At 57.8% G+C, this 14,318-nt stretch carries 11 protein-coding genes; 5 read left to right on the plus strand and 6 right to left on the minus strand.

Annotated features, from left to right (window positions below; translation table 11 throughout):
• The first annotated feature begins 269 nt into the window (after window positions 1-269).
• The gene (locus tag HFP54_RS22445) at window positions 270-1,700 is read left to right on the plus strand and encodes a sulfatase family protein (protein WP_390658129.1); all 1,431 of its coding nucleotides are present in this window, start codon (window positions 270-272) and stop codon (window positions 1,698-1,700) included.
• A 24-nt stretch (window positions 1,701-1,724) separates the two neighbouring features.
• Here HFP54_RS22445 and HFP54_RS22450 read toward each other — a convergent pair whose 3' ends face one another.
• Window positions 1,725-2,192 (minus strand): hypothetical protein, encoded by a 468-nt coding sequence (locus HFP54_RS22450; protein WP_168566869.1) that lies wholly within the window; start codon window positions 2,190-2,192, stop codon window positions 1,725-1,727.
• Between the two features lie 400 nt (window positions 2,193-2,592).
• Between HFP54_RS22450 and HFP54_RS22455 the strand changes: the two genes are divergently transcribed.
• Window positions 2,593-3,840, plus strand: a complete 1,248-nt coding sequence (locus HFP54_RS22455) for a DUF4013 domain-containing protein (protein ID WP_235952207.1) — start codon at window positions 2,593-2,595, stop codon at window positions 3,838-3,840.
• 3 nt (window positions 3,841-3,843) lie between these two features.
• Window positions 3,844-5,313: a S41 family peptidase gene (locus HFP54_RS22460; RefSeq protein ID WP_168566870.1), complete on the plus strand. Its 1,470-nt coding sequence runs from the start codon at window positions 3,844-3,846 to the stop codon at window positions 5,311-5,313.
• A gap of 15 nt (window positions 5,314-5,328) precedes the next feature.
• Here the strand turns inward: HFP54_RS22460 and HFP54_RS22465 are convergent, their stop codons facing one another.
• Together HFP54_RS22465 and HFP54_RS22470 are read right to left on the minus strand one after the other, a co-directional pair.
• Complete coding sequence (locus tag HFP54_RS22465; RefSeq protein WP_168566871.1) at window positions 5,329-6,585, minus strand: DUF418 domain-containing protein; 1,257 nt, start codon at window positions 6,583-6,585, stop codon at window positions 5,329-5,331.
• Window positions 6,572-8,254, minus strand: coding sequence for a cation:proton antiporter domain-containing protein (locus HFP54_RS22470; RefSeq protein ID WP_235952227.1), 1,683 nt, complete (start codon window positions 8,252-8,254; stop codon window positions 6,572-6,574). The genes HFP54_RS22465 and HFP54_RS22470 overlap by 14 nt, the downstream gene beginning before the upstream one ends.
• Before the next feature lie 455 nt (window positions 8,255-8,709).
• On the opposite strand from HFP54_RS22470, the gene HFP54_RS22475 reads away from it, so the two are divergent.
• A complete protein-coding gene (locus tag HFP54_RS22475) occupies window positions 8,710-9,984 on the plus strand; it encodes an FG-GAP repeat domain-containing protein (protein ID WP_168566873.1) in 1,275 nt (424 codons plus the stop codon).
• On the opposite strand, the gene HFP54_RS22480 is transcribed toward HFP54_RS22475, so the two are convergent.
• Both HFP54_RS22480 and HFP54_RS22485 read right to left on the minus strand, forming a co-directional pair.
• Complete coding sequence (locus HFP54_RS22480; protein ID WP_168566874.1) at window positions 9,981-10,922, minus strand: glycosyltransferase; 942 nt, start codon at window positions 10,920-10,922, stop codon at window positions 9,981-9,983. The genes HFP54_RS22475 and HFP54_RS22480 overlap by 4 nt on opposite strands.
• 97 nt (window positions 10,923-11,019) lie before the next feature.
• Window positions 11,020-12,495, minus strand: coding sequence for an O-antigen ligase family protein (locus HFP54_RS22485; RefSeq protein ID WP_168566875.1), 1,476 nt, complete (start codon window positions 12,493-12,495; stop codon window positions 11,020-11,022).
• A gap of 315 nt (window positions 12,496-12,810) precedes the next feature.
• On the opposite strand from HFP54_RS22485, the gene HFP54_RS22490 reads away from it, so the two are divergent.
• Complete coding sequence (locus HFP54_RS22490) at window positions 12,811-13,125, plus strand: DUF2853 family protein (protein ID WP_146412951.1); 315 nt, start codon at window positions 12,811-12,813, stop codon at window positions 13,123-13,125.
• A gap of 43 nt (window positions 13,126-13,168) precedes the next feature.
• Here the strand turns inward: HFP54_RS22490 and HFP54_RS22495 are convergent, their stop codons facing one another.
• On the minus strand, window positions 13,169-14,314 hold the full coding sequence (locus HFP54_RS22495; protein ID WP_168566876.1) for an alkaline phosphatase family protein: 1,146 nt from the start codon (window positions 14,312-14,314) through the stop codon (window positions 13,169-13,171).
• Window positions 14,315-14,318 lie beyond the last annotated feature (4 nt).

The raw sequence follows: 14,318 nt of genomic DNA on the forward strand, positions 1-14,318 counted from the left end.
CGGACGGTGAAATCAAAGCGCAATCGACCACGATTGCCGTTCACCCTGCGGAGACGATTGACGGACACCCCACCGCGTCATGGGTGCACACCGAGGTCTGGGACGCGAGTAAACTGATCGGTCGAGTGTTCTTAGTGGGCCATCCAATCGCACCGGCGCGACACCGGCCCCGTATCCCGCCTTCGCACCGCCGCCTTCCTTCAACGCCGCCGTCCAATCAAATGTCTTCGAATCAGTCCCACATCCCTGTCATACGACCGCGAATTCTAATCTTGGCCGGCTGGATCGCCGCCGTTTCGTCACTGGGCGTCATTGCCCAAGCCGCAAACCAAGACAAACAAGACGGCAACGAATCAGCCGCCAAGCCCAACTTTGTGATCATCTTTGCCGACGACCAAGGCTACGGTGACCTCAGCTGTTTCGGATCGCAGACCATTGCCACGCCGAACATTGATCGCTTGGCCACCGACGGTCGAAAGTTCACCAATTTCATGGTCGCTTCACCGGTGTGTACCCCCTCGCGTGCCGCTTTGCTGACGGGGTGTTATCCCAAGCGGGTGGGCATGCACCAGCACGTTTTGTTTCCCGCATCGACCAAGGGCTTGAACCCAGATGAACACACGATCGCAGATCATCTGAAGGGACAGGGTTACGCAACGGCATGCTTTGGCAAATGGCACCTGGGCCATCATCCGGAGGTGTTGCCGATTTCCAACGGCTTTGACACCTATTTTGGGATCCCGTACTCCAACGACATGAACCATCCCGACAACAAAGGCAAACCCAAGGGAGGTCCCGATGGGATGGACGTTTTGTGGAAGGATCCGGAATCAACATTGACCAAGTGGAACACGCCTTTGTTTGAGGACGACCAGATTGTCGAACTGCCGGTCGACCAGCGGACGGTCACCCGACGGTACACCCAAAAGGCGATCGACTTTATCACGGATCATCGTGACGGTCCGTTCTTCGTTTATCTGCCACATTCGATGCCGCACATTCCGCTGTATGTCCCCGATGACGTTCGAGACCCCAATCCGCTGAACGCTTACATCAATGTCATTGAACACATCGATACCGAAGTCGGCCGATTGCTGGACACACTGGACAAGTTAAACCTGACCGAAAACACCTATGTCATCTACACGACGGACAACGGGCCTTGGCTGACGTTCAAGCATCACGGTGGATCGGCGGGACCATTGCGTGATGGCAAAGGAACGACGTTCGAAGGCGGACAGCGTGTCCCCTGCTTGATGCGCGGCCCCGGCATTCCCGCCGGCACGGTCTGTGACGCGTTGACGGGAACGATCGACGTCCTGCCGACCATCGCGTCGATCACCGGCACACCTTTGCCGGATGACAAGAAGATCGACGGCATGGACATGTCGGAATTGTGGATGGGCACGATCGATCAATCGCCCCGTGATGAGTTTGTCTACTACACGTCGCGCGGTGACGTGGAAGGCATTCGGTTGGGCAAGTGGAAACTGCTGGTCAAAAAGCCGCGCCAGAACAAGAACGCCAAAAACCCCAAGCCGGCTCAGGTGATGCTGTTTGATTTAAGCAAGGACATCGGCGAACAAAACAACCTGGCCGATGCGAAGCCCGACGTAGTGCAGCGTCTGCGGAATCGCATGATGGAGGCGGACGAAGAAATCACCCGGAACGCTCGGGAACCGTGGCACAAGGAAAAATAGCCTTTGCCGAGCCCGATCGAATCATCAATACGACGCGCCACCAAACACGGGACGCGTCGGCACCGGATGAAACTTTGGCCACGGCACCTTAGGCTGTTCCACTGGGACATCGCCGTCGCCGTGCATGCCGATCGGTGCGCCGAAGCAATCGTCTTCGAAACTGCCGGGGCCGCCGACCGGATGACCGATGCCGCCACAATGACCGGCCGGGCCACATCCCGCTGCGGCGATCGATCCCTCGCTTGCGATGACCGCTGGATCGCCGGGGACCGGTGTATCGATCGGGACGCCCAAGCGTTTGGGTTGGTTCCATCCTCCAAAGACGCCGCCGTCATCATGCGGATCCAAGTGGCGCTCGCTGGGGATGTTCAATGCGACGCAACCGCTGCAGCTCAGCAGTCCGACACCGACCAACGCCATCAGCATACGACGAATCAAACCAGCCCAGTGGGCGGCTTTCGCATCGGCGTGATGGTCCGGCTTGGTCGTCATGGAAAGAAACGGTTCGCTGTGAAGGAGTGCCTGTGAATCAGCCGGCCGGCAGCGAATGCCGGCCGGCTGATCTGGCACAGTGTCCCCCCCAGGACCTGTTAAGCTGTATCGGTCGATCCGGTCGTGCGAATGAGCGAAGTCGGTTGGATCAGATCGTTTTTTTCAAAAATGCCCTTGCGGGCGACACGGTCGCTGCCAAGCATCGGTGTCCGCGGCCGAACAGGCAGTCGATCCGCCCACGAGCGCCGCGTGTTGACGACATGCCCCAAGGGTTTCACACCCGCCGGGGTTTCACAGACGTCCGGTTGGAACAAAGCATTCGCCGGCCTGATCAGTCGTCGTTCAACCCCGCGTTTTTGGCGTCGACCACACCATTTTCCGAACGCCCATCGATGCGACAATGAATTCGCCCACTGCCGTGTTTGCCCCATCCGCCGCGATTCCCGCGACGCGTTCGCCGGCGTCCATGCCGATGTCCGACCAAACAGCAACGGGGCAAGCAACGGCACGACGCACCATCAAGTTGGGCAACCGCCTGGGACGGCTTTGGCGTTGGCTGGGCCGAACAGTCGCCACCAGTTTCAACTTGGCATCGCTGATCGCGTTGCTGGCCGTTGCGGCCGCGGTTCCCGTGATTCAGCTGGTGACGTTGGGCTACACCGTTGGCGTGGCGGGACGCATCGCAAGCGGTCAATCTGTCTTGTCGTCCATGCCGGGATTACGCCAAGCGGGGCGTGTCGGCTTGGCCGCAATCGTCGTGTTCGTGTTTGCGTTGCCGACCAAGATGTTGGTCCATTGGGCTTCGGTCGCGGGCCTGTTGGGCAGCCCACCGACGACCGTTTTTCTGTTGCACCTGGCATCGTGGCTGGCCGCCGGTGTGACCCTGGTGTATCTGTGCTGGGCGTGGATTCGTGGCGGACGCCTGGTCGATTACCTGTGGCCGGCGCCAATACGTTTCGTCAAATCGGCTTGGCGTCCGTCGACCTGGTCAACCGCGGCGGACCGTTTGTGGCGGCTGACGGGAAGCTTTGACGCGATGGGGCATTTGTGGCTGGGAATCCAGACGTTCGTGGGGACATTGATCTGGTTGATCCCGGCGATGTTGATCATTGCCGCGAACCGCAACGGGAAAACGGGGCTGGCTGGTTTGATCGGTGTACTGTCGCTGTTGGCGCTCGGACTGGCGATGTTTTATTTGCCGATGCTGCAGGTCCAATTCGCCCGCGAGCGTCGTTTTGGCGCCTTGTTCGATGTCAAAGCGGTTCGTCTGGCGTTTCGCCGCAGCCCGTGGGCTTACACGGCGGCGATGCTGGTCAGCTTGGTCCTGGCACCGATCCCGTTGTATTTGCTGAAAATCGAAGCAACACCGCGTGAAGTCGTGTGGCTGCCGTGCGTGGTGTTCGTCACGTTCATGTTGCCGGCTCGGATTTGCGCGGGATTGGCGATGCGGCGTGCCGGTCGCTTTACCGAAGTCCGCCGTGGTTTCTGGCCCACGACCAGTCGTGTGCTGGCTCGCCTGTCGATGGTCCCGATCGTTGGCTTGTACCTGTTGTTCGTTTATCTTTCACAGTACACCAGCTGGGACGGTCTTCAGACGTGGATCCAGCAACACGCGATTCTGGTCCCCTATCCATTCTTGGGCGTATAGACGATGCCTCCACGGCACCTGAACTTCATACTTTTTTCGGCGATGGTGTCGCTGGCCTGTTACACGACCTATCAATTCATCCGCCCGGCGATCGTCGTCGGCGATGCGATCCAGTTGATCGATCGTTATTACGTCGAACCCATCGACACCGACAAATTGGTCGATGGCGCGATGGACGGTGTGACCGGCCAATTGGACGAAAACAGCAGCTTCATTGCTCAGTCGGACTATCAAGCCTTCCAAGACACGATCAACCAGGAATTCGCCGGCATCGGAATCCTGATCGAACAGCCGGACGAAGACCAGCCCGTCCGCGTCATCACGCCCATGGTCGGATCCCCGGCATTGGCAGCGGGGTTTCGCCCCGGCGACTTGATTGTCCGCGTCGAACAAACGGACACTTCGGCGATGACGATCAGCGATGTCAGTTCGCTGTTGCGAGGTCCGATCGGGACTCAGGTCGACGTGGGCGTCCGGCGCGGCGATGAAACGTTCGACCTGTCGGTGAAGCGAGAATCAATCCCTCTGGAATCGGTCGTCGGCGACCATCGCGACGCGGACGACCGGTGGGTCTATCGGCTGAAGGAAGATCCTCGGATCGCCTACATTCGCCTGACGACCTTTGGCGAAAAGACACCGGAGGAATTGGAAGCGGTTCTGAGGGATTTGGACAACGATTTCGAAGCGATGATTTTGGACGTCCGCGGCAACGGCGGCGGTTTGCTGACCACGGCGGTCAGCGTCTGTGACATGTTCCTTAGCGACGGCTTGATCGTCAGCACGAAAATTCGTGGTGGCGTTCCGGAAGACCGCTGGGAGGCATCGCCCGGCGTTTTGGTGAACCCCGAGATTCCGTTGGTCGTGATGGTCAACGGCGGCAGTGCCAGCGCCAGCGAAATCGTGGCCGCCTGCTTTCAGGACCGTGGCCGCGCCGCCGTCGCCGGTGTCCGCAGCTATGGCAAAGGCACCGTCCAGAACATCTTGCCGCTGCAATTCGGCCGCAGTGCGCTGCGTCTGACGGTCGCCACGTTCTATCGGCCAAGCGACCGAAGCATTCATCGCGGGCTCAATGCCACCGAAGAAGACGACTGGGGCGTGAAGCCGAATCCCGGCTTGGTGGTTCCGATCACCGAATCGCAGTCCGAAAAGATTGCCGACCGTTGGTTGCAGGCTTCCTATCCGTTGCTGGCCCAAGAAGCGCAATCGGAGGCCGACGACGATACGAGCGCGACGACGGATGAAGAATCGCCCCTGGACGATGACTCGTCAGCCAATTCCGCCGAGGATTCCTCGGATTCCTCCGGCGATACGCCGATGGATGATCCGTTGGTCGATGACGGTGACGTCGCCGATCCACCGCTCGGGCCGCCCATTACCGATGATCCTCCCCTGGACCAAGCGATCCATTATCTGCGTGACCTGATTCGCCAAGACGCACTTCCCGACGCGCCGCCGCAAGCCGTCGCGGCATGACAGCGACGGGCCGATTCAGTTCAGCGGACTTACCGCCGATGATTGCCGGGGACGTCCGGCATAGGTCATCCATCGCCAAACGAATTCCATGGGCCCGAAACGGAAACGCGAAACCCACCATCGCGACGCGATCAATTGAAACGTCCAGATGGCCATGACCACGACCGCTTGTTGCACCCGAGATACGGAACCGAACCAGCCCTCCATTGCCAGCCACCCCATCATGTGTCCATAGAACAGGGTGGTGCAGATCAGCGTTTGCATCAGGTAATTCGTCAGAGCTGTCTTGCCAACCGGTACCAACCAGTCCGCCAACGTCGGGCCAACTCGGGTCCGGCGGATCCATTCCAGCCCGCCGATGTAGCCGGCTGCGACGAACAGGCTGCCGACAAAATTGGGAATCTGGCCAAAGAAGAAGCTGTACCCGAGGTCCCACTGGTGCTGTTCATGTTGCCAGATGCCCCACGCGACCACGGGCAACCCGATCGCCAATCCGATGACAGTCATCGTTTGATAAAAGAAGATGCTGCGGCGACCGGACAAAACGCCCATTTTCATCAGGGCGACACCGATCAGCATCATCGACGCAATCCGCCAAGAAAGAATGACGGGGAACACAAACAACTGCATCGAAAGAGCTCCCGGAACACGGTACTGCGATTGATCCAACCAACCGCCACGGTATGCCGCCAATTCTCGCGACAGCATCTGGGCATCCGGACGCCATTCGGCAGCCACCTGCGCCGCTGCCGCTTCATCCCAGTACGACATCGACCAGCCGAACAACAAGTCGATCGCAATCCGAACCAGAAGCAAGCCAAGGGCAAGCGCCAACAAATATCGACATCGAAGCCCGATCAACGGATAGATCAGGCACCCGCAAATCGCATAGGGCACCAAGATATCGCCGATCCAGAACACATAGGCGTGCACCATGCCAATGACAAACAGGCCCGCCATGCGTCGATAGTGCAGGGCGGTTGCCGGTCGGCCGTCCCGTTTTGCCCGCTGGGCCATCAACGCGATTCCGGCACCAAACAGCGTTGAAAACAAACTCATGAACTTGGTGTCGGCCAACAACGCCCCCAAATACCAGACGACGTAATTCCAAGACGTCAAATCACCGTACGCCGTCGGGTTCAAATAGGCGGCCGACGGCATGGCGAACGACTGAACGTTCATCACCAAGATGCCCAGCAATGCGAATCCGCGGATCAAATCAAGCGTTTCAATACGCTCGGTCGATCTCGTCGCTCCGCTAATGGTCGCCATTCTGGTCGCTCTTGGATTGTTGGCGATTCTTTTGGTTGCGATCGCGAATCAGCAGATTCGTCAGGTCGCCACGACGCAGCGTCCCGATCAAAACATGAGGTGAATCATCGCTGACCACCGGCACACAGTCATCGGTCGTCTGTCGAAACAGTTCGACGGCGTCGCGCACCGGTTGGCTGGGACGCAACAGCACTTCGGGCGGTGTGGCCAAATCGCTGGCCAGCAACAAATGATCTTCGTGCGGATCGAAGCAAGCTTGGTTCAATAAATCAAATCGGATCAAACCCACCACCGCTCTCCGGTCATCCAACACGGGAAACGTATTGTCGTGCGAATTTTCGACGAAGTGCAAAACTTCATTGAAATCAGCACTTTCCGCGATTCCGTCGACACTGCGACGCATCACCTGTTCCACGTTCATTCGGTCCGTCTGGGGTTCACGCCCCGTCAGCCCCGCCGATCCCGACAATCGTGTCCAAACATTGCGAAGCGCTGACATCGGGGTGCCGAACGTATGGTGAATCGAATTGGCGATGGGCATTTCGCCACTTTGCAATACCGATCGTCGCGTCAACAACGGTCCGATGATTTCGAAGAAGATCACCGTTCCCAGAATGATTGCTTGAACGTCGCCGCCCATTTCCGGGTCGCGTGTTTTGGCCGTGGTCGCAAGCGAAATGGCCGCGCCCGCCTGAGCCAGCAATGCCGGCCCCAGCCACACTTGGACCTCACGTGACACCGATGCATAGGGAGCGGTGAAATACACGCCCAGGACTTTACCGACACATCGCAAGACCACATAAGCAACACCGACCGTTCCGACCTGCCAAAGCAATTGCAAGTTCATTTCCGATCCATGGACGGAAAAGAAGACGACCGTCAACAAACCGCCAATCGAATCAAACTGGCCGATGATTTTCTCCGCCGCGCCGGATGAATTGACCACCACCACGCCCAGCACGAGGAAGGTCAACATGTAGGGCAAGTCCAACGATTCGCTGATGCCCAGCAACAATCCGCTCACGCCGATCAACAAAACCAACCAGCGACCAGGGCTGAGCAATTCACATGAGTAACTGACCACCAATCCACCCAGGAAACCCAAAAACGCTGATCCGAACAGATCGATCCCCAGCGTTGCCAGCACCTGGACCGGCTGAACATCGGATTCGCCGCCGGCCAGCTGGATCCCCAGCCAAACCAATTCGAACAACACCACCGCGGCGATATTGTTCAACGTGACCAAAGTACCAGTCATCGTCGTCACCGGACCGGCCGCTCCCGTTTCGCGAAGCACCAACATCGTCGTCGCCGGGGCAGTCGCCACTGCCAACGTTCCCAAAAGCAAAGCTTTCGAACCACTGACGTCCAACAGGATCAATCCAGCGGTGACTAAGGCCACCGTCAAAAAAATCTCCCCCAGTGACAGCGGAATCGCCTTGGCCGCCAACCGCCGCATTTGCTCCATCGGGAATTGAGCCCCCAGATGAAACAGCACCAGCGCCATCGCCAGCTTCGTCAGCGGTTCCAAGAACTCGTGGTGATCGTGCGGAACCAAGTCGAAAACACTGGGCCCCAGCAACAATCCGGCAATCAAATATGCCGTTACCTTGGGCAGCCGCAACCATTCGCCCACCAAACCGGCCAGCAGACTGGCAGCCAGTAACATTCCAATCGTTGTGGCAATGTGCACGGTGCCGATTCCCGTTGTCCATAAATCGCGTCCACACCTCGGCGGTGGGATTTCGGCCATAGATTAGCCGAATCGGTCTAAATTTGGGGAGACGGATCACGCGGCGTCACCGACGGAGTCGCCAAATCGTGACGTACTGCAAACCTGTCTCACCATGCCCCCGGTCGATGGCCGCCAAACGCCCCCGCAGATCCATGTCCACCGTAGGCCCACGCATCGGACGCTTCGAAACGACCGCGTAATACCGTCCATCCCGGTCGTGATCCAGCAACGACTGATCCGCCGCGAGCCCGCTACACCTTTGCGCCCCCACGATCAACGGAGCATCCCGAACGACGTCTTTGGACACCGGATAGAATGCGCCTCGATCACTCGATCTGTCCCGAGGCAACGCCGTGACTTCACCCTTCGACCTTTCAGCAATCGTATCCATGCCTTCTGTATCCTTGATTGGATTTTCGCGCCGCATCCTGCCAGCCCTTTGCTTGGTGGCATCAATGATGACCGCATGGAATGGCGATTCATCGGCTGATCCGCCGTCGCCTGAAATCAGGTCATCGGATCCCACCGCATCATGGCAACGGCACACCATCGACAATTCATTGGTCGGCGCCGACGGAGTCCGCTTGGGCGACTTCAACCATGACGGCCGAACCGACATCGTGACGGGATGGGAAGAATCCGGGGTGGTTCGTCTGTACTTGCATCCGGGTTCCGGCCCCGCGACACAGCCATGGCCGGCATTGACGATCGGCCACGGCGATTCGGTCGAGGACGCATTTCCGATCGACGTCGATGGCGATCGGCAGTTGGAAGTGATCAGTTGTCACGAGGGCAAAACACGGAAAGTCATGCTTCATCGACCAAACGGAAACACGTCGGAAACCATCGATGTTCGGAATCCCAATCAAGACGCGACAAAACGGTGGCGAAGCCAAACGCTGTCTTCACTGGCGTCAGAACAATGGATGTTCGGTCATGGCATTCAGTTGCATGACGGTCGACAAGCGGTTGTCTTTGGATCCAAGGGACGCAACGCGTCAATCACGCTATTGCGTCCCACCGTCGGGACGCCTGAAACGATCGAACAATGGACGCCGCAGCGATTAAGAGACGCGGGATGGATCATGTCATTGCGATGTGTCGATATGGATCAGGACGGCGATGACGACATCGTCTACAGCGACCGCAAAGGACCACTACGCGGGGTCGGCTGGCTGGAACAACCCGACGATCTTTCAGGTGACTCACCTTGGAATGACCATATCTTGCACCAGAGCGATCACGAAGTGATGTTCCTGCAAGCCGATCCCAATCAATTGTTCGTTGCGACCCGAGACGGTGTTTGGTTGCGTATCGACCGAAACGACGATGGGACCTGGCACAGTCGGCCGTTTCCCAACCCGGCCGGCGTGCCACATGGAAAAGCAATCGCAAGGCTGAATGACGGACGCTTGGTCATGACGGCCAACACGCTGGACGATGCCGATCCGACGCCAGCCATCGGAATCTGGATCTCGGATCCCCAGCACACGTCTTGGTCCCGGCTGGGGACCGCACAAGGCGCGAAGTTTGATCGCATCGAATGCGTGGACATCGACGGTGACGGCGATCAAGACATACTTACGTGCGAAGAACGATTCGCCTTGGGAGTGGTGTGGTACGAAAATCCACAGCACGACGCGTCCCAGCAATCCAACCGCTAAACCAGGTGAAAGTGGCCGTATTGCTGGGCGATCGGTTCATGAAAGCAGGTTCCCGCATCCAAGCACCGCATCCAGATCGCCAATTTTGCACTCAATGACAGATCGGCGACACGCGTCGGCGCTTCCACGAAGATCGTTTGTGTGGCCGGATGCACATCCTTGGCGGCCCGCATCACCGCGACGGCAATCGCTGCCCCGGTCGAAAGTACGACATCTGGACGTTCACGATCGATCCAGCGTCTGGCACACGCGTAGTTTTTGCACAGTTTGACAAGACTGCGGTTGGTGGGCCCGACACCTCGATAAACCGTCGCCGCCGAATCGTCTCCGACATCGGTATCGTTCAACGTGACCCAACAGCGTGATTCGAATTCATCCCAGAACGGACGAATCGCTTTCATCGTGTCCATGTGTCCGCCGCCCGAAGTCACCAACATGACTTTCCCGCGGCGTCCCAGGGTCAATTCACGCAAACGGTCGCATGGGCGAGATTTGTCGATATAAAACGGCTGAAATCTCGGTTGCCGAGTGAAACCTTCCAGTTCGTCACACAACCAATCCACATCGGGTGAGACAGCCGTCGGCACTTGATTTTTTCCGGCCAGATCCGCCAGTTCCAATTGATGGTCGTCGACGTGTTCCGAAAGCTTGGCACGCCGTGGGACCAACAGATAAGGCTTTTCCAGTTGATTGGCCATTGCCAAACTGCCGTCGCCGGCATGGGTCATGATCACATCACTGTTGCGAACGACATCACGATATCGAGTTTCCGGCAACAGCGTGAATGCTTCGACGTTGGATCCAACAGGCACATACTGGCTGGATCCATACTGCACGACAAACTGGTTTTCGGCCTGACCCGCCGCCAACCGTTCGACGGCTTTCATCAATCGATCAAACTGGAACTGTTCGGTCCCGACGGTTACCAAGACTTTCATGGTGCGAATCCAGTGGCAAAAAGACAACGTCCATGAAGGCGAGGGCAGGAATCCATCAAGGGGCGATTCGACGTGGGCGTGGCGAAATCGAGGGCTTTCATGCCAGCCCCACAGTCGGGCCGGCGACCTTGCCTTCAACCACACTGCGGGCGGCACGGCGATCGACACCAGCGGATGCCCCTGCGGTTCCCACCGCTTGCACCTGATGACTTGTGACGGTCAATCCAACCAGAAACATCAAGTACGATGTCATCGTCGTGATGATCGAAAGGTCATGGAACATTCCATTGACGAAATAGGCTGCCAGCCAACCGACCATCAGCATGCCCACCGCATGCGTGGCAGTATCGTCCTTGCCAGTCGACTTCAGCCCCCACGCCAAACAGAAGATGCCGACGAGGACAAACAGGTGCAGAGACAGACCGACCAACCCCAGGTCGGTCAGGTAGGACAGAAACAGGTTGTGTTGCACATACGGCCGGACCTTTTCCAGCGGCATGTCGTAATTGCGAATGGTGTGATAGGGCTTGGCTTTTTGGCGGTACTGACCAAACCCGTGTCCGGTGATCGGACGGTCCTTGAACATTTCATAGGCGACCAACGCCAACAGCGGTCGCAATTCCACACTTTCCTTGGTTTGGGCCGCCGACAATGATTCGTCGCGTTTGAATGCCAACAGATGGTCTTTCAAGCCGGCAAACATGGCACCGATCAAAATGGCACCAGCGACGATCGTTACGATCCGCAACCGCATCGGCACGCGGGAAAAGCACAACAGCCCGCCGGCCAAAAATGCGCCCATCCAAACGCTGCGGGTCATCGTGCAAATGGCACCGGCCAGCGTGATCGCCGCCAATGTTCCATATCCGATCTTTCCGACACGTCCACTGGAAAAGAAACGAACGATGCATGCACATAGCCCCAGCGTGATCACCATGCCGTTGCCGATCGGGTTCAACAACGGTCCGCGACCACGGCCAAAGAACTCCCAATGCTCCGGATCATTGATGAATCGCGGAAACACCAGTGCACGCCAACCGCGCTGTTCGAAAACGCTGGTCAACGCCAGATAGACGCACAGCGTGATCAAAATCGTGATGGCCCACTGGACGCTGCGCTGGAAGTTGTCGCCACGACTTTCTGAATCGTTTCGCCTTACGTGACTGTCGCCGGCGGTCGGGCGAATGCGAACGCTGAAATAGATAACGACGGGCACCGCAACGGTGAACAACCACCTGGCGATCGCAGGTGGGTCACCTTTGGTCAAACCATAGACGGCACAGTTGGCCAGCGACCAAACGGCGAACAAGACCACGACGACGTCCAGCCGTGACAGCGATTCGATTCGATCGCCGAATCGCAACACACGGATCGCCATCAGCATGACCAGGCCGGCCAACAGGATTCGATCCAAACTCAGCTGAACGGGGCCATTGATGCTGAAAAAGTTGGGTCCGAAAACGGTCCCGATGGCCAAAATGATGGCGGCAAAGCGTACCGGTTCGGTACGCGGCGCGACCACCAACAGCCACGGCAAAGACGCGAGAACGAATAGAATGACCAGCCAGCTCATGCCGAAAGCTAGGTCGCACTCTCGCCCCGCGCGACACAGACTCGGCAATCGAGATCTTGTTGACGGCGCAGGATCGCGGCAATCTTTTCGTTGACGCGGGTTATGACGATTTCGCAGACTTGGCCAACCGGTTTGCCGTATCGGCTAGCCGTGTCGCCATTGAATTCTTCGGCTTCCGTCTGGCCCGTTGATGCCACGCCATTGCATCGTCATCGATGCGGGTGTTGGTCGGTCAACGGTGAACACGCTATAGTCCTGTCCACCGTTCACTATTCACTGGCAATTCTTACCGCCTAACGCACTGGGATTGAATCCATGAGCGACTATTTGAAAAACGTCAAAGAGTATGTCGAATCGCCCAACGAAGATGCAGTGGCCGCGTTGGTCAATCATCTCAGTATCGCATTGGACAACCGCGATTCGGCCATCGTCGCAGCGACCGACGATGGCGAACTGGAATCCATCAAGGACGGCTATTGCCGTAAGACGCTCGATTTGGACGACGCCGAAGCCGACAAGGCGATCCAGGCGGTTTGTGAGCGTATGAAAGGCGATCGAGCCAAATGTCGCGTCACTTTCTATTACCTGTTGGCCGAAGAAAGTGGCAAGATGAGCCGATTGGCCGGCTGATCCGAGTCATAAAAACGACGGATACAAACGCTGAAATCTGCGTTTAACCATCCGTCGATAAACGATCCAAGGCGTCGGGCGCCAAGCGGCCGACGTCGTTGTGATCGTGACGGTCATCGGGTTTCAAATACAAGTGTTCGCTTTGATCACGATCGCGAACATAGAACCATCCGCCGGTATTGACGCAGCGATCTGCGGTTTCTGTTTGCGTGACCAGCATTGGATCAAACGTGTCATCCGAATCGGCGGCCCACTGTTCGGCCGTAAATGGCAGACGATCCACCAAGTCTTCCGCAATAACCGTCGCGGCAACGTCCTGGGACCCGGTCAACTTGGGCCACCGCATCCCGACATCGTGATGAATCCCCTGTGGCGTTCGGACGATCAACGGCACCTGAATTTGGGCACTTCGCAATGGCCCGCAACCGTGCCCGATCCAACCGTTTTGCCCGAGATTGAATCCACTGGTCCCCATCAAAATCAAGGTCGCATCGATCTGATCGGCCAAATCGACACATCGATCTAGCAACTGATCGATCAATCGCACTTGGCACCCATAGGTACGCATCCAAGCCATGATCAGATCCACCGGGTCATTGGCAACAACTGGATGCACCGGAGGTTCCACGCCTTCGAAGATTGGCGGACAAGCACCTTCGCCATCCGTTTCCGACTGTGGCACCCCGCCGGACGCGGTTCCTGGTGGTTCGGTGTCCAGGAATTCTTGATCGTCATCGCCCCAGTCGTCCCAGCTTTCGTCGACGGGAAACAGATCCCGTGGCGCGTCCCAGTGCCGCGCCAAAAATCCACTGTGCAACCAGATACGCTCTGCCGGGCTGTCCGCATTCACGGCTTCGTCCAAGCTCTGGACCAACCGTGAAAAATGAGTGTCTTCCACGCGATTGGCCACCGATTTGTCGGCGGAATCGATTGGCATCGTTTGAACCGAATCGAAAGCCCGGCCCACCGACGGCATCGTGCCATCATCAATCAGCAATCCTCCGTGGCGACTGGAAACCAAGGTCGCCAGAACAACGTCCGGCCGATCGTCGTGACAGACCAACCTGTCCCACACAAATCCGTCCGACGCCATCGCATCGATCGTCGGCGTTTGATTGAATGCGGAACCATAGCAACCGATCGCATCGACGGAGAGTCCTTCCAAAGTGATGACGATCTGGCGTGTCACGTTA

Source organism: Crateriforma spongiae (assembly GCF_012290005.1).
Lineage (GTDB): Bacteria > Planctomycetota > Planctomycetia > Pirellulales > Pirellulaceae > Crateriforma > Crateriforma spongiae.